Genomic DNA, 16,970 nt, shown 5'->3' on the forward strand with positions numbered 1-16,970 from the left:
GGGTCACTCTACGGCGGTCAGCTCAGCGGCGGCTGTTCGACGTGGGCGCGGCTGACGACGTCGCGTGCTGCGGTCACAACATCGGCCCACAGCTCGAGCCCGAAGCTCTCGGACGCGCGCGACGGATGGCCGGTCACCCCGTTCGTCGACACCGACCCTACGGGATAGCGGAAGACCAGTCCCTCGGTGCGGTCCGGATCGTCGGCGCGCGCCATCGCTTCGACGTCCACCAGATCCGGCCGTACGGCCAGCATCAACGAGGTCTCGGCCGCGTTGGCGTGCCAGTCGAGCGCGTCGGCGGTGGCGCGCTGCGCGATGTCGGCGGTGAGGTCCCACCACTGCATGACCCCGATGCGCGCCCGGGGCAGGTCGCGCCGGAAGTGATCGCAGGCGATCCACAGCGCCGCGGCGTTTCCGACGTGCCCGTTGACGAACATCACACGCCGCACGCCGGAGTCGACGCAGGCTCGGGCGACCCGGTAGGCGGTCGCGGCGGTGTCCTCACCACTGAACGCGACCGTTCCGGCCATTGCCGTGCCGTGGAACATGCTGGAGCCGAATGCAATCGGCGGCAGTACGAGCGCGATGTCGCCAGCAGCGGCATCAGCGACCGCGGCAGCGAGGATGGTGTCGGTGCCGACCGGCAGGTGTGGGCCGTGCTGCTCGGTCGCGCCCACCGGGATGAGCGCGACGCAGTCCGGGTCGGCGGCCAGCCGATGCGCCAGTTGCGTCGAGGTGTGTTCCTCCCAGCGGTGCCTCACCCCAGCGTTGCCACTCACCAGAACCTCAGGTAGCGGTCGGTCTCCCACGATGAGACGTGGGCGGTGAAAGAGTTCCACTCCGCCTTCTTCTCGGCGACGTAGGAGTCGAACATCGCCGAACCGAACACGTTGCGAACCAACGGATCCGCCTCGAGCGCGTCGATCGCCTCGCCCAGCGAGCGGGGCAGCCAACCGATCTGGCGGGCGGCCAACTCCGCCTCCGACAGGCTGTAGAGGTTGTCGCGGTTGGGCTCTCCGGGGTCGAGGCCTTCGCGAATGCCCTCCATGCCGGCCGCCAACATCAGCGCGGCACCGAGGTAGGGATTGCTCGCGCTGTCGGCGGCACGGCACTCGATGCGTCCGCCGCCCCTGGGGATCCGCATCATGTTGGTGCGGTTGTTGTCGCCATAGCAGGCGAAGATCGGCGCCCAGGTCAACCCGGACATGCTGCCCTGCTTGACCAACCGCTTGTAACTGTTGACCGTCGGGGCGACCACCGCGCAGATCGCCGACGCGTGGCGCAGGACCCCGGCGGTGAACTGATAACCCAGTTCGGACAGGCCACACCCGCGCGCGTCATCGTTGTCGGCGAACAGGTTTCGACCGTCGCTGTCGGCAAGCGAGATGTTGTAGTGCGCTCCGCTGCCGGTGCGGTCGGCGAAGGGTTTCGGCATCCATGACGCGAACAGATCGTGCTTACGGGCGATCTCGCCGACCATCATGCGGAAGAACACCAGTCGGTCGGACATGGTGACCGCGTCGGTGTAGGTGAAGTCGGTCTCGAACTGACCGTTGCCGTCCTCGTGGTCGAAGGAGTAGACGTCCCAACCCAGGTCGTTCATCGCCGACACGATCTCGTCGACCACCGCATAGTTGTGCAGCAGCCCGCGCAGGTCGTAGCAGGGCTTGTCGAGGGTGTCGTCGGCACTGGCGGGAGCCGGTGTGCCGGTGGCGTCGCTGAGGAGGAAGAACTCGGTCTCGATACCCAGGTTGAAGGTGTAACCGAGCGCGGCCGCCTCGGCGGTGACTCGCTTGAGAATGCCTCTGCTGCAGGCTTCGAACGGGGTGTCGCCGATGTAGAGGTCGCCGGGGAACCACGCCACCTCGCGGTTGAACGGCGCGATGATCGCCCCGGCGAGGTCGGGGTGCGGGGCGACTTCGTCGTCGTTGACGTCCTGCGGCACCCCGTCGAGGGCTGCGCCGGTGAACATCTCCGACCCGCGCGCTGCCTGTCCGAGGTGCCCGAGCGGCACCATCTTGGCCTTCGGCTTGCCGTGCATGTCGACGAAGCTGATCGCGGCGTACTTCACTCCCGCCGCGGTCAACCGCTCGGCGACCTCGGCGACTTCGGATCCGCTGTCGGTGTGCGCGGACCGCCCGCTGAGCGTCGCAGTCATGTGTTCTCCTATCCGGCCGATGCGAGATCAGCTGTGCTGTTGTCCATTCCGAGCTCACGGCCGAGGTACCTGTAGAACTGCCACAACCCCGACAACGGAGACGCTAAGCGCGCTCTGTTGCTGCATTGTTTCGCGACAGTAAATGGATCATTGAAATTACTCAGGGGTCTGTAACCGTTATTTGGCCTCTGAACAAAGCAAATGGGTATTACATCGATAAGTTATTGAAAGACGCTTGATCAGCCGTCTCCGGCCACCGCAGTGGTGTATCAGGCTCGTCCTGGTTTTCCGGGGCGGTCCACAACCCACGGTGAAGAGCATGCGCATATCGGACGTTTGCGGCCTCTACGGCCGGGCATCTGCCCGCCGCAATCCAAACCGAGGAGGCTCGCTGTGAAAGCAATCGTGTACGACGGACCGCGCCAGGTCAGCGTGAAGGATGTGCCGGACGCAAAGATCGAACGGCCCACCGACGTGTTGGTCAAGATCACCGCAACCAACATCTGCGGCTCGGATCTGCACATGTACGAAGGCAGGACCGACTTCGAGACCGGCCGCTGCTTCGGCCACGAGAACCTCGGCGAAGTCGTCGAGGTCGGCGACGGTGTCGACAAGGTCAAGGTCGGTGAGCGGGTAGCCATACCCTTCAACGTGTCGTGCGGGTTCTGCAAGAACTGCGAGCGAGGATTCACCAACTACTGCCTCACCACCCAGCCGGACCCGCAGATGGCCGGGGCGGCGTACGGCTTCGCCGACATGGGGCCGTGGCAGGGCGGCCAGGCGGAATTCCTGCGCGTGCCCTACGGCGATCACAACTGCCTTCGGTTGCCCGAAGATTCGGTGGACAAAGAGAACGACTACGTCATGCTGGCGGACATCTTCCCGACGGGATATCACGCCACCGAGTTGGCCGGGGTGGTTCCTGGTGACTCTGTGGTGATCTATGGGTCTGGACCGGTCGGTCTCATGGCGGCCCTCTCCGCGACGGTCAAGGGCGCCTCCAAGGTGATGGTGGTGGATCGCCATCCTGACCGGCTGCGGCTCGCGGAGGAGATCGGCGCCATCGCCATCGACGATTCGAAAGTCGACCCGGTGGAATTCGTGATGGATCAAACGATGGGCCTGGGCGCGGACCGCGGATGCGAGTGCGTGGGCTACCAGGCGCACGATCCCGAGGGCACCGAGCATCCAAACATGACGCTGAACAGTTTGGTGAAGTCGGTTCGCTTCACCGGTGGCATCGGCTCCGTCGGCGTGTACGTCCCGCAGGATCCCGGCGGCGCGGACGAATTGGCCAAGAAGGGCGAGGTGGCCTTCGACTACGGGCTGCATTGGTTCAAGGGCCAGACCCTGGGTAGCGGACAGTGTCCGGTCAAGCGGTACAACCGGCGCCTGCGCGACCTCATCGCCGGCGACAAGGTCAAGCCGTCCTGGATCGTCTCGCACAACCTCTCCCTTGACGAGGGCCCCGACGCGTACCAGCACTTCGACAGCCGGGACGAGGGCTGGACCAAGGTCGTGCTGCACCCGAACGGCTCGAGCAAGCAGAAGGTCGGGGCCGGCGCGCACTGACGCGTCGACCGGACTCACCAGTACGGACAACAGACAACGAAAGGAACTCACAATGGCAGACCAATTGCGCGGCAAGCGGATAGCGATCCTGGCGGCGGACGGCGTGGAACGGGTAGAGCTGGAACAGCCGAGACAGGCTGTACACGACGCCGGAGGTACCACCGATCTGCTGTCGTTGCACGACGGCGAAATTCAAGCGCGTGACCACGACCTGGAATCGGCAGGGACGTTCTCCGTGGACGGCTTGGTCGAGTCGGCATCGGCCGACGACTACGACGGGTTGTTGCTGCCCGGCGGCACGGTAAATCCGGACCAGCTGCGAATGAACTCCGCAGCGGTCGCGTTCGTCCGCGATTTCATGTCCGCGAGCAAGCCGGTCGCTTCGATCTGCCACGGACCATGGACGCTGATCGAGGCCGGCGTCGCGAGCGGCCGGACGCTCACCTCCTACCCGAGCATCCGCACCGACCTGCGCAATGCCGGCGCCAACGTGGTCGACGAGGAGGTGGCTCGGGACGGGAACCTGGTCACCAGCCGGTCCCCGGACGACCTCCCGGCCTTCTGCGCGGCGATCGTGGATTTGTTCAGTTCGGCCGCACAGCCCGTCGGCGCGGGGAGCGGCTCGTGAGCACCCCTGTCGGCAAGGTGGCGCAGGCCGGTCTGGACGCCGCCGGTCAGCTGGCCCGCCAGCTGCAGCGCAGACTCGGGGGTGAAACGTCTAAGGCCGGGGACCCCGAGCCGCGATCGCGGTGGCGCAGTGTGACGATCAACAGGCCTGCGGAGGAGGTCATGCCGGGCGGCCGGGTGCCCGCATCGAGGTGCGCTCGGCGACCGCATCGAGGTGCATGTCCGCACAGCCCCCGGCGGTAAGGGGACGGAACTCGCCGCCCGGCTGCGCCAGGCGGAGCCCGGCGGGCTCGGCTCGGTCGCCAGCCGCGTGTCGGGGGAGGACCCGCGCCAACAGCTCCGATCGGCGTTGCGCCAAGCCAAACAGCTCATCGAGGTGGGTGAGGTGCTGCGGGTCGACCCCGTACCGCACGGCACCCGCAGCGCCGCCCCGACCGGCAAACTGGTCGACTTGGCGACCCGCCGCGCGGGTGGGGAGGGAGTCCTGTGAAGGCCCTCTGTTGGACAGGAGTCAACGAGACGTCGGTGGAGACCGTTGACGATCCCACGATCCTCAACGATCACGACGTCATCCTCCAGGTCAGGTTGTCGACGACCTGCGGGTCGGACCTCCACCTGCTCGGCGGCTACATCCCGACCATGCGCGCCGGCGACGTACTGGGACACGAGTTCATGGGCGAGGTGGTGGAGGTCGGCTCGGCAGTCCGCAACCATCAGGTGGGTGACCGGGTCGTCGTCTGCTCGTTCGTCGCCTGCGGCCAGTGCTGGTACTGCCAGAATCAGCTTTTCTCGTTGTGCGACAACGGCAATCCCAACCCTGCGCTCACCGAAGCGATGTGGGGTTCTGCGATCGGCGGCTGCTTCGCCTACAGCCACGCGCTGGGTGGCTACGCCGGCAGTCACGCCGAGTACATTCGCGTGCCGTACGCCGACCACGGCGCATTCACCGTGCCGGACGGAGTTTCGGACCTGGCGGCGCTGTTCGCCTCCGACGCCGCCCCCACCGGGTGGACCGGCGCCGACGGCGCCGGCGTCGCTCCCGGCGACATCGTCGCCGTGTGGGGCGCCGGCGGGGTGGGGCAGATGGCTGCGCGCGGCGCAATGCTCATGGGCGCAGAGCAGGTCATCGTCATCGACCGGTTCCCGGAACGGCTTGGGCAGGTTCGTCAATACATCGGCGCTGAAACGCTGGACTACTCAAAGGACAGCGTCTTGGCCGAGCTGAAGGAGCGCACCGGCGGCCGTGGCCCCGACGTGGTGATCGAGGCCGTCGGCATGGAGGCACACGGCACCGGGCCGGCGTATCTCTACGATCAGGTGAAGCAGCAGCTGCGCCTGCAGAGCGATCGCCCCACCGCGCTCCGTGAGGCCGCGTACGCGTGCCGCAAGGGTGGCAGCATGTTCATCCTGGGCGTCTTCGGTGGTGTCGTCGACAAGTTCCCGGTCGGCGCGATCATGAACAAGTCCATGACTGTGCGTGGAGCGCAGCAGCATGGTCAGCGCTACATTCCCAGGATCTTGCAGCACATGGCGGACGGGGAGCTGGACACCGAACATCTCGCCACCCATGTCATGCCGCTGGACGAGGGCCCGCAGGGCTACCGGATGTTCAAGGAGAAGACAGACGGCTGCGTTCGCGCGGTCTTCCAGCCCAGCAAGTGACGACGACGCAAGCCGTCTAGCGGGAGCAAGACGGGGATTCGGTGAGTTCGACTGCGTGACAGCACTTTCAACCACGGGCTGTTCGCGAGTCACAAGTGCATGTTTCGGCCACGCGTGCGACGCACGCGTGGCCGAAACTGTGCACGCGAAATCCAGCGGGCAGAACGCCCACCGCTAGCGCGCTGACCACAGCCACACAGCCCGCTCGTAGGTAGGTCCCGCCGACGGTCCACGTCCCGCCAGGTCGAAGTTCCGGGCTGCTTTTCGCCACCGGAGGTCCGTTTTCCCGCATGAGTGCCGGGTATGCGCCGCGCCGAACATCGATTCGCCAGGAGGCGCAATGAAGGCAATGACATACCGCGGTCCCTACAAAGTCCGTGTCGAGGAGAAAGACATTCCGGCCATCGAGCATCCCAACGATGCCATCGTCAGGGTGGAACTGGCCGCGATCTGCGGATCAGACCTGCATCTCTACCACGGTCTCATGCCCGACACCCGCATCGGGCACACCTTCGGGCACGAGTTCATCGGTGTCGTCGAGAAGGTCGGATCATCCGTGGAGAACCTGCAGCCGGGGGACCGGGTGATGGTGCCGTTCAACGTCTACTGCGGATCGTGCTACTTCTGCGCCAGGGGGCTGTACTCCAACTGCCACAACGTCAACCCGAACGCCACCGCGGTGGGCGGCATCTACGGCTACTCGCACACCTGCGGTGGATACGACGGCGGTCAGGCCGAGTTCGTGCGGGTGCCGTTTGCCGACGTCGGTCCGTCGGTGATCCCGGACTGGATGGAGGCCGAAGACGCTCTCCTGTGTACCGACGCCCTGTCGACGGGCTACTTCGGTGCCCAACTCGGTGACATCGTCGAAGGGGACACCGTCATCGTGTTCGGAGCGGGGCCGGTCGGCCTCTACGCCGCGAAGAGTTCGTGGCTGATGGGAGCCGGCCGCGTGATTGTGATCGACCACTTGGAGCACCGGCTTGACAAGGCGCGCAGCTTCGCCCACGCCGAGACCTACAACTTCGGCGAGTACGGCGACATCGTGTTGGAGATGAAGAAAGCCACCGATTTCCTGGGCGCCGACGTTGCCATCGACGCGGTCGGGGCCGAGGCCGACGGCAATCTGCTCCAGCACGTCACCACGGCGAAGTTCAAGATGCAGGGCGGATCTCCCATTGCGCTGAATTGGGCCATCGATTCGGTACGCAAGGGCGGCACCATCTCGGTGATCGGTGCCTACGGGCCGATGTTCAGTGCGGTCAAGTTCGGCGACGCCATGAACAAGGGCCTGACCATCCACACCAACCAATGCCCGGTCAAGCGACAGTGGCCCCGGCTGTGGTCACACATCGAGAACGGCTATATCAAACCGAACGAGATTGTTACTCATCGCATTCCGCTGGATCACATCGCCGAGGGGTATCACATCTTCTCCTCCAAGCTGGACAACATCATCAAGCCGGTCGTCGTCGTCAACCACAACTGATTCGACTAGGGAGAACTTTCATGACTCAGACATCGCCACGAGTGCCCGCATACACCGCCGACCATCCGCCGATACCGGACAGCGACGCGCTCCGGAAGCGCATTCCCGGATGGGGCGCCGATCTCGACAAAGCCGATCGACCCTCGGTGCCCAAGCTGAAGTTCCTCGACACTGGTGCGCATTGGGACTTCCCGGAGCGCCAACCCGAGAAGTGGCCACGGGAGCGGTCGGTCGAACACCGCTTCCTGACACCGGTTTTCGGTACAGCCCAGCCACCCAGTGGGTTGGCCGGAGCACTGCGCAAGTTCGCATACAAGAAGTTCAGCGAGGGCCGCGCCGCGCACTGGATGATCCTGCTGTACGCCGATCGTGTCGACGCGGCCGAACACCACCTGCGTTCGCTTCTGTCCGTTCGGCCCGACAACCCGATCACCGAGTCCGGCTTCACAGCCGAATTCACCCACAACGGCGTCAAGTCCCGAACCGCAAACAAGCGTGTCGACGGGAAGCACATGTGGATCGACCCCTTCATCGTGGCGGGTCCCTGGGTTCTTGGAATCTATCTGCTGCGCAGACTCTTCCGGCGCCGCAAGTAGGGCGGCGGAGCTCAGCCGTGTCTGACGATCGCTCGGACTCCGCGACGCAGGAGGCCACGTCTGAGGGGAACCTCGAGCTCTTCTTCGATCTGGTGTTTTCCTTCGCCATGTCTCAGGTCACGCAGCTCATGCTGCATGACCTGTCGCCGAGCGGATTCGGCCGGGCGGCGCTTGCGCTGCTCGCCGTGTGGTGGGCCTGGGTCGGATACACCTGGCTGATCAACACCTTCGACAGTCAGGGAGTCCGGCACCAGTCGGTGGTGATCGCGGCGATGGCCGCAATGCTTGTTGCGGCGGCGGCGCTACCGATGGCATTTTCGTCCGCTGCGCTGGTCTTCGGGCTGGCCTTGCTGGTGGTCCGGTTGATTCACGTCGTAAAGCTCGTGGCGTACTCGTCGCGCGAAGACGCGGGGATGCGGCGCAGTGTGTGGCGATTGACGCCCTGCTTGATCACCGCACCGGCCTGCATCGTGGCGGCCGCGTTCGTCGACTCGCCTGGCCGCGAGGTGCTGTGGGTCGCGGCGGCGGTGATCGACTACGGTGCGCCGGCTGTGTTCGGCATGGGCGGATTTCGCGTGTCGCCGTCGTACTTCGTTTCCCGTCACGGGTCGATCATCATCATCGTCCTGGGTGAGGCGATTGTCGAATTGGGTTCGGGGGCAGAGGATCTGCATGATGCTGCGGTGATCGCTGCGCTCGTCATGGGGGTTGCCATCATGGCAACTTTCTGGTGGACCTACTTTGGTCTGGCGGAGGGAGCCGAGAAGCGGCTCGAACAGACCACGGGTGACGAACGGGCCGACTTGGCGCGCGACGCGTACAGCTACCTGCATTTACCGATGGTGGCCGGCGTCATCTTGTTCGCAGTGGGCGCTCACGCCGCCGTGGCCCACACCTCGGACCCGCTCCCGACGCTGCCTGCGATTGCACTTTCGGGAGGTATGGCGCTGTTCTACCTCGGCGATGTCGCGTACCGGTGGCGGGATCACCGCCAGGTGCCTGTCGATCGTGCCGCGACGGGATGTGCCGCCGCCGCGGTGTTGCCTGTGCTGTTCCACGTTCCTGCGGTGGCATCGCTGGTGCTGCTCACCGGCATCGGATGGGTGCGGCTCGCCAGGGAACTGTGGAAGAAGCCTCGCATCGGCACGGGTGTGGCCGGGCAGGTGCGCTGACCTGAACACTTCGTCGCGACACGATCTGACAATCGAAATCACCACTGACGTAGACCATTCGAAAGGACGATGATGACACTCTCACGACGGCTTTCCGGGCGAAAGATCGCGGTGTTGGCCGCTGATGGGTTCGAGAAAGTCGAACTAATCATTCCGATGCGTGCCCTGCAGTTGGCCGGCGCGAAGGTCGACATCGTCTCTCTGCGCGAAGGCCGAATCCGCGGGGTGAACCTTCACATGCCCGCCACACGGGTCGGCGTCGACAAAGTGGTCACCGATGCTGACCCGGGCGGCTACGACGGCTTGCTCCTTCCCGGGGGCTTCATCAACCCGGATCTCCTCCGGCAATCATCTGACGCGCGAGATTTCGTGCGTGCGTTCGACCACAGCGGAAAGCCGATCGCCACGCTGTGCCACGGCCCGTGGGTGCTGGCGTCGGCGGGGTTGCTCGCCGGGCGCACGCTGACGTCCTGGCCGGGCATCCGTGATGATCTGGTCAACGCGGGTGCGATATGGCTCGACCGTGAGGTCGTTCGGGACCGTAATCTGGTCACGAGCCGTGGGCCCCAGGACCTCAGGGCCTTCGTGCCGGCGATGCTCGACGCCTTCGCCGAAGGGGCGGGCCAGCTGCAGGCCGCGCCGATTGTGGCCGGCTCGGACCCGGCACTGGACAGGCCGGTCGGATGGGCGGTGGCTGCACTGAGATGGTCGCCAAAGCCTTCGGCCGCAGCACTGGCCAGCGCGGCGGCTGCCGCGCTGGCGACACCTCTGCGCGCGCGGAAACTGATCCGAAAGGTGGCTTAGTGGCGTCGACTGTTCTGCTGGTGGCCGATCCCGGCGCTCCCGCTGCACTGGCAGAAGATCTGCGCGAGAGGCTGACCCGTAAGGGGCCCTCGGAGGACGGGGCGGTATCGGTGCACACAGGCGCGTATCGTCTCACCGAGCAGGCCTCGCTGAGCGACGTTGTCCACGAGGTCGATCCAGCGAGTCAACGGCAAGACATCGTCGTGTACGTGACCGATCTGCCGCGTCGTGACGGCACTCAACCGGTGGTCGCAGACATCAGCATCCCGCAGCGCTTCGGCGTCATCTCAGTGCCGAGCGTGGGAGGTCTGTTCGTCGGCCGGCGAGTGCGACTGATAGTCGAATCGATCATCGCCGAAGTCGCCGAAGAGATCGACGGTGCTCCCACTGTTCCCGGCCGGCTGACAAGAACCGAGGGCGACGGCGCGGTGCGCTATGCCGCGCCGCCCCGGTTCGCGCGGGCGCGAATGCTCACGGGCATGGTCTACGCGAACCGACCGTGGAAGTTAGCGGCCGGATTGTCGCGCGTCCTGATGGCGACATTCGCAACGGGCGCAGTCAGTTTGGCGTATCCCACGATCTGGCAGTTGTCATCGACGATGGGTCCCTGGCGGATCGGCGTCACAACGGTGTTGGCCACAGCCGCGATGGTGGGGTGGTTGATCGTCAACCACAAGCTGTGGGAGCGGCCGAGTTCCCCGACCGAGCGAGAGCGCGCCGCCCTGTACAACGCATCCACCGTCCTCACACTGACGATCGGCGTCGTCGTCCTGCACGCGACGTGTTTCGTGTTGCTTCTTCTCACCGCGTGGTGGACGTTGCCTCCACAGATGTTGCAGCAGAACCTCGGCCACCCCGTCGGTGTGCGGGAATTCCTGCGATTGGCTTGGCTGGTGGCCGCCATCGCCACGCTCGGCGGGGCACTGGGATCGGGTCTCGAGGATGACAAGGCGGTCAAGCAAGCGGCGTATGGTGCGCGCCAGAAGCAGCGGTTCGACGGAGATGACGGTGGGGCCGACAGCTGATGCACTCACCGCCACTCTTTGCCTCGTTCGGCCTCCCGCTGGCTGTAGGCAGCTTCTCGGACATCGTCCTCGGATTCGAACCCGGTTCCGAGCGCGCCGACGACTGATGCGCCTGCGGTAGACATCCAGCTGAGCTTGACGTAGTCGATGATGCCCGGTGGCGAACCGAACTGATGCGCCAACACGCTGTCGGAGAGCAACATTCGCGCGCCGACGAAATTGACGACACCGAGGGCGATGAATGCGAAGCTCAAGCCGAACGCGAAGGAGAGGACAGTCGATGCGTTGAACAGGAAGATCCGCCGACGTTCCTCAGGCCCGTCGCCGAACACCCAGAGATGGTGATAGAAGATCAGCCATGCCACCATCGCAGCAATGACACACAGGGAGATGGTCAGCAGGCGATAAGAGCTCTGGCCGATACCGAGTTGCCACACCGTCGGATTGATGAGCAGAAGAACGCTGAAGGCCAGCGCAGCGACGACACCTCGCCGCAATCCCAGCAGCAACCGCCATGGCCGGTTGTCCCTGACCATGCCCGCGAGTTGCCGCCACAGCCCGCGCGTGGAGACCACCTGCGCGTCGATCTCTCGGCTCTCTGGCCTGATGAGACGAAAGGGTTTGGGAAGGTCCCCTCGGGTGAACGGCACCTGTTCGTGATCGGCGGGGAACAACTCGCGCAAGACGTGCGCTGTCACCTGCGTGACCCGCCGTCGCAGTCTGGGGGCGCCGAATGCGGGAAGCGACAGGAGTGCCACGCGGCTGTCAACACTCACGTCGGCGACCAACGGCTCGCTGTTCTCGCCGCACAGGGGCAGGTCCGTCACGCATACGGCGGCGTCCCAGCCGCGCTGCCGCTTCATCACCTCCGCGTGCTTGACCAAGGCCTGCTGACCACCCTGTTTGCCGATGGGGAGCCGTTCCCGGTGCATGTACATGTCGAAAGAAGCTGCGCTGCCGTGCAGTTCGGTCATCCGCGCCGGCAACTCTCGACAGAGGTGCTCAGCAATCTCGGCGGAAGCACCTTCTGGATCGCAGACCACTGCGACCTTCGGGCCTCGTGACACGTGGCGTGCATGACTGTGACTCACAGACTCCATGGTCGCGATCTCCGTCTCGCGGTGCACCGGCCCAGGGACACCATCTGTTCGGTGTTGTTTTGGCCTCACGGGACGGGGTGCAGTGACTCAGCGGTGGTTCTGGTGACGCCGATGGGTGTCGAGTTCGATACCGGCCGGTAAACCATCGATCTCGACACTTCCGTCGACGGCGACGGCGATGTCGATGCGTGCACTCGCCAGCGGCATACCTTCCAGACGCAACGGGAGGAGACGAGCAGGAAGAGCGGGGGAGACGTGCAGTATGCCCTGCGGGACATCAGGATCGAATTGCAGCAAGCTTCTCAACAAGAGTCGGGGTGCCGCGGACGCCCACGCTTGCGGCGAGCATGATGTCGGATACGGCACCGGTCGAGCAAACGTCAGGCGATCCAAACCGCAGAACAACTCAGGCCATCGGCCACCGAAGTGTTCAGAGGCGTCGATCACATCAAGGGAAATGCGTTGTGCCTCTTCGAGAAAACCGTAACGGGCCAGACCTGCCACGGCTATCGCGTTGTCGTGTGGCCAGATGGAGCCGTTGTGGTAGCTCATCGGGTTGTACGCCGTCATGTTCGCAGACAACGTTCGTAGGCCGAAGCCCGAACTCATCGCAGGACTGATCAAATGCGCCGCCACCGCAGCTGCATTGTCGTCGTCGACGATGCCGGTCCACAGGCAGTGGGCCATGTTGGACGAGACGGCATCGACGTGACGCTTGGAGCCGTCGAGTGCCAGTGCGTATGCGCTGACCTCGGGCATCCAGAACGCTCGATTGAAGGCCTCCTTGAGGTGGGTCGCCCGCACGCGCCACGACGCAGCAAGGTCGTGGTCATCATCGTGTTCGGCCAGGCCGGCTCTCGCCAGGTACGCCGCATACACGTAGCCCTGAACTTCACACAACGCGATGGGCGGCACCGCAGGGTGACCGTCGGCGTGCGGGACGCCGTCGAACGAGTCTTTCCAGCCTTGGTTCAGCAATCCGCTGTCCGTGTGCCGTTGATACTCGACGAACCCGTCGCCGTCCGCGTCGCCGTACTCGGCGATCCAATCCAGCGCACGGTCGGCGGCCGTGACCAAGGAACGACGATCCTCATCCGGCAGCGCGCCCCACCTGTCGAGTTCACCCAGCAGCATGACGAACAGTGGTGTGGCGTCCACGGTTCCGTAGTAAGTGGTTCCGCCGCCCAATGCGATCTTCGCTTCACTGCCCAGGCGAACCTCGTGAAGGATTCGACCGGGCTGTTCTTCGTTGCGTGGATCGACACGGGTGCCTTGCAAGCGCGCCAACGTCCGCAGCGTGCACAACGCCAGACGCGGATCGAGCCCCAGCGTCATCCACCCCGTCAACAGCGAGTCACGTCCGAAGAGGGCCATGAACCACGGCGCGCCGGCGGCCAGAATCGGACACCCCGGCTGGTCGGGGTCGTCGATCTGAAGCGAGCCCAGGTCTTCGGCTCCGGCCCGCAGGGCTGCGCTGAAGACCTCATCGGGACTGGTGACCACCGGGTTGGACAGTCGCCACGCCTGCAGCCTGCGTTCTGGCGCGCTCACGTCGAGCGGTTGAGGGGAACGGTGTGGGTCTCCGGCCTGCCTGCGCGGTGAGGCGGTGGTCACATCCAGGGCGGCAGACCATTCCGCACGTCCTGGCACCACGACCTCGAATGTGAATCTGCCTGGCGTGACGGTCGGTTCGCCGGTTGCCGAGATGTGGGCGACGTGAGAGTGGCCCGCTGCGGTCATCGTGTAGGTCATGGAGTCCGACCCCAGATCCACGGCGATCCCGTGCGGTGCGGTGACGCGTCCCTCTTTGACGGCGAACAGGTCGGCGAAGTCGCTGTCGACGACGACCGTCAGTGCGACTCCTGCGGGTTCTTGCCCGAAATTGCGCAGCACGATCTGCTCCCGCATCCCGTCGCCGATATGGCGGGTACGCAGCACGAGCATGGTGCTGTCGGCGGCCCACCGCCGAGGCGGTGTGCGTCCGATGAAGGTGGCCCGGTACGGCTCGGTGACTTCCTGCACTGTGGACAGGCTTTCGACCTGCTGACCGTCGATCGCCAGCCGCCAGCACGACACGACGCGGGTGTCCGCGATGAACAGTCCGTGCGGTCGGTCACGCGCAACGTCGCCAGACCGGGATGAGATGCAGAACGTGCTGCCTTCCAACAAGGTGACCGCGCCGACCTCGGTCGTGACCGGTGGGCCCGTGCCCGACGCCCATGCGCCGGAGGCACATTCTTCGCCGTCAACGAACGCCATCGCTCACCAACTCGTGGTACAGCGCGAGGTGATTTTTGACCATGCGATCGGTGGAGAACCTCTCGATCACCGCGTGGCGGCACGCATGTCGGCTGAGGTGATCGACGTTGTCGATGGCGCGGACCAGCGCGTCACCGTCGCCGCACAGGTACCCCGTGACCCCGTCGTCGACGATTTCGGGTGCCGCCCCGGTTGGGCAGGCGATCACCGGCGTACCGCAGGCAAGAGCTTCGATCATGACGAGCCCGAACGGTTCTGGCCATTGAATGGGATTGAGAAGTGCTGTGGCCGAACCCAATAGCGCCAACTTTTCCTGTCCGCCGACCTCCCCGATGAATTCGACGTTGTCGCCGAGCAGCGGCTCCACCTGATCATGAAAGTACGCTTGCTCAGACTTCTCACGACACTTGGCGGCAACAACCAGGCGCCGGCCCGCAGTGCGCGCGGCCACCGCGGCCTGCCGTACGCCCTTATCTGGTGTCATCCTCCCGAGAAACAGCAGGAATCCGCCATCGCCCTTACCGACCGGGTAGGACGCCGGGTCGAGGCCATGATGAATCACTCGGTCCACCATGACCTCCGGTGCCCGCTGAGCTTGGTCACGAGAGATGGCGACAACGGGTATGCGCTTGGCGTACCGACGGTAAATCACGCTGAGCTCGCCGCACAGAGGTCCGTGCGAGGTGGTGACAACACGGTGCAGACCGCTGGCGAGAGCCCATGATGGGCCCAGCAGAGTGTGATCGTGGACGATGTCACAACCGGTGAGCGCCTCGTAGCCCTCCATCACGTGGGGCAACTCGACTTCTCCGCGGCCTATTCGATCCCACGTCGGCCGCGCGGCGGCGCGCACGAGAGGTACGGGAGCAGTGCTGTCGGCGGTGGCGTACAGGATGACCTCCTGGCCGGCGGCTGCCAGCCCCACCACTAGCTCTGATACCACCGACTCCGTGCCGCCGTAGGCGGGAGGTGGCACCGACGCCCACGGGGGAGCGCTGATGCCGATCTTCAAAGGTCCGATTGTCATAGCGCCATGGTGGATTCGCGCGGCAGTACAGACACCGACCCATCAGCGCCAAATGCACCCGGACCGCTAGTACCGCCGGGGCAGTACGCCCCCAATGTCCCTCTGCAATTGGTTCTCTCGAAGGACGATCATGACGAGCGTGCAGGCTTGGGGTGAAGGAATCGCCACGCCCGAGTTGCCGCGTGGAGATTGAACCGGACGTCGACGTCGCGTAGGTCGTAGCCGGTGAGCTCACCGATACGTGCCAGTCGGTAGCGCAGCGTGCTGCGATGGATGTGCAACGTTTTGGCGGATTCGTCGTAGTTCCCGCCGCTTTCGAGGTGCTTGCTCAGCGTGAGAACCAGTTCGGACTTCCTGGCCGCGTCATAGTCCATAAGTGGACCGAGCCATTCCCGGACGAAATCTTCGACAGCTCCCCGCGTGTGGGCCGCGTCGATGAGACGATAGAACCCGAGGTCTTCGAATGCAGATGCGCCCACTGGCATTGCAGAATGAAGTCGCACCGTGAGCGCTCGTTGGGCCTCGGTGAACGACTGGGGGATACCGGACGGAGTGTCACACCGGGCTCCGATTCCGATGGCGCACGTCGCCGTGCCCAGCTGCTCGCTCATGGCCCGGTGAAGCGCCCGCGGGTCCGGCCGGCTCGCAGCGAGAAGAACGATCAGTTGGCCTCGTCGTCCCCGAAGCGTGGCAAGGTTCAATGCAGCCGCGCCACGAGCAGCGGCAGCCGCGAGGGAGTCGGCGCTGGCCGCGCTCTGCGCAACGATCACGTAGTGCGGACGGCGAAGGTCGTGGCCCAGAGCTTCCGCTCTCGCCACCGCTCCCTCGTCGTCGGTCCCCGCGAGAAGGTCTTCGAAGAGCTCCCGCCTGACGCTTTCTTCGCGCTCGACGAGACTCCGCTGATGCGACAATTCGTAGCCCAGCAGCGTGCAGGCGAAGTGCAACGCGAAGATGTCGTCGTCGGTCACCAGAAGCCGAGGGTCGATGATCGCCAGGACTCCGAGCTGTTCACCCCGGGGCGCTACAAGGACTTCGACGCGCTCCTTCATGCGCATGGGACCGTGGCGAGCAGCCAAGACGGCGAGCTGGCGCTGACGCCGTTGTGGAACCGGTTCCGGATAGGGTGTCGGCTGGCCAGGGCCGGACCAACAACGAAGATTGCCGAATCGGTCCTCCAAAGCGATCGGCAAACTGGTCAGCTCATGGAGAGCATCGGTGATCGCCTGCTCGCCGCCGCCACTGCCCAGGGCGGCCTCTATGGTTTCGTGCACCAACGACCGGTTACGCAATTGCCGACGTGCGGCGGCCAGCTCGCTGGTAGCTATGTCCAGTTCTTCGGAGCACCGTTCGCCGCGGCCCGCAAGTGCGACGCACGCAAGCGCAGCCCCCGTCTGGTTCGCGAGCACCATCAACAGTTGGATCTCGTCGCTCGACGGGCGATCGGCGCAGCTGACAACAAGCGTGCCTTGGACGACGTTG

Annotated in this window: 14 protein-coding genes and 1 pseudogene; 9 read left to right on the plus strand and 6 right to left on the minus strand. The window is 65.0% G+C overall.

All coding sequences use genetic code 11. From position 1 onward, the window contains the following. Positions 1-17 precede the first annotated feature (17 nt). A complete protein-coding gene (locus PGN37_RS09730; protein WP_335330828.1) occupies positions 18-779 on the minus strand; it encodes a creatininase family protein in 762 nt (253 codons plus the stop codon). Further along, positions 776-2,158, minus strand: coding sequence for a type III glutamate--ammonia ligase (gene glnT / locus PGN37_RS09735; protein ID WP_335330829.1), 1,383 nt, complete (start codon positions 2,156-2,158; stop codon positions 776-778). The genes PGN37_RS09730 and glnT overlap by 4 nt, the downstream gene beginning before the upstream one ends. A 393-nt stretch (positions 2,159-2,551) precedes the next feature. Between glnT and PGN37_RS09740 the strand changes: the two genes are divergently transcribed. The 9 genes and pseudogenes from PGN37_RS09740 (at position 2,552) to PGN37_RS09780 (ending at position 11,105) form a co-directional block, all read left to right on the plus strand. After that, complete coding sequence (locus tag PGN37_RS09740; RefSeq protein WP_111510799.1) at positions 2,552-3,730, plus strand: glutathione-independent formaldehyde dehydrogenase; 1,179 nt, start codon at positions 2,552-2,554, stop codon at positions 3,728-3,730. Between the two features lie 52 nt (positions 3,731-3,782). Beyond that, the gene (locus PGN37_RS09745) at positions 3,783-4,358 is read left to right on the plus strand and encodes a type 1 glutamine amidotransferase domain-containing protein (RefSeq protein WP_335330830.1); all 576 of its coding nucleotides are present in this window, start codon (positions 3,783-3,785) and stop codon (positions 4,356-4,358) included. Positions 4,359-4,571: 213 nt separating this feature from the next. Beyond that, on the plus strand, positions 4,572-4,847 hold the full coding sequence (locus tag PGN37_RS09750) for a hypothetical protein (protein WP_335330831.1): 276 nt from the start codon (positions 4,572-4,574) through the stop codon (positions 4,845-4,847). Further along, entirely contained in the window at positions 4,844-6,019 is a 1,176-nt protein-coding gene (locus PGN37_RS09755) for a zinc-dependent alcohol dehydrogenase (protein ID WP_442932895.1), read from the plus strand. The genes PGN37_RS09750 and PGN37_RS09755 overlap by 4 nt, the downstream gene beginning before the upstream one ends. A gap of 340 nt (positions 6,020-6,359) precedes the next feature. Next, positions 6,360-7,508, plus strand: coding sequence for a zinc-dependent alcohol dehydrogenase (locus PGN37_RS09760; RefSeq protein WP_335330833.1), 1,149 nt, complete (start codon positions 6,360-6,362; stop codon positions 7,506-7,508). A gap of 20 nt (positions 7,509-7,528) precedes the next feature. Next, on the plus strand, positions 7,529-8,104 hold the full coding sequence (locus PGN37_RS09765) for a hypothetical protein (RefSeq protein ID WP_335330834.1): 576 nt from the start codon (positions 7,529-7,531) through the stop codon (positions 8,102-8,104). A 17-nt stretch (positions 8,105-8,121) separates the two neighbouring features. Then, entirely contained in the window at positions 8,122-9,276 is a 1,155-nt protein-coding gene (locus PGN37_RS09770; protein ID WP_335330835.1) for a low temperature requirement protein A, read from the plus strand. A 72-nt stretch (positions 9,277-9,348) separates the two neighbouring features. Next, positions 9,349-9,888: pseudogene (locus PGN37_RS09775) on the plus strand (type 1 glutamine amidotransferase domain-containing protein); the annotation flags it as partial. A 191-nt stretch (positions 9,889-10,079) separates the two neighbouring features. After that, positions 10,080-11,105 carry a hypothetical protein gene (locus PGN37_RS09780; protein ID WP_335330836.1) on the plus strand — a complete coding sequence of 342 codons (1,026 nt, stop codon included), beginning with the start codon at positions 10,080-10,082 and terminating at the stop codon, positions 11,103-11,105. Between the two features lie 5 nt (positions 11,106-11,110). Here the strand turns inward: PGN37_RS09780 and PGN37_RS09785 are convergent, their stop codons facing one another. The 4 genes from PGN37_RS09785 to PGN37_RS09800 all read right to left on the minus strand — a co-directional run bounded on the left by PGN37_RS09785 (position 11,111) and on the right by PGN37_RS09800 (position 16,900). Beyond that, positions 11,111-12,079, minus strand: coding sequence for a hypothetical protein (locus PGN37_RS09785; RefSeq protein WP_335330837.1), 969 nt, complete (start codon positions 12,077-12,079; stop codon positions 11,111-11,113). A gap of 213 nt (positions 12,080-12,292) precedes the next feature. After that, the gene (locus tag PGN37_RS09790) at positions 12,293-14,464 is read right to left on the minus strand and encodes an amylo-alpha-1,6-glucosidase (protein WP_335330838.1); all 2,172 of its coding nucleotides are present in this window, start codon (positions 14,462-14,464) and stop codon (positions 12,293-12,295) included. Continuing rightward, a complete protein-coding gene (locus PGN37_RS09795; protein ID WP_335330839.1) occupies positions 14,451-15,491 on the minus strand; it encodes a glycosyltransferase family 4 protein in 1,041 nt (346 codons plus the stop codon). Before PGN37_RS09795 ends, PGN37_RS09790 begins: the two co-directional genes overlap by 14 nt. A 128-nt stretch (positions 15,492-15,619) precedes the next feature. Continuing rightward, a complete protein-coding gene (locus PGN37_RS09800; protein WP_335330969.1) occupies positions 15,620-16,900 on the minus strand; it encodes a PucR family transcriptional regulator in 1,281 nt (426 codons plus the stop codon). Positions 16,901-16,970 lie beyond the last annotated feature (70 nt).

This window comes from Mycobacterium kyogaense, assembly GCF_036946525.1.
GTDB lineage: Bacteria > Actinomycetota > Actinomycetes > Mycobacteriales > Mycobacteriaceae > Mycobacterium > Mycobacterium kyogaense_A.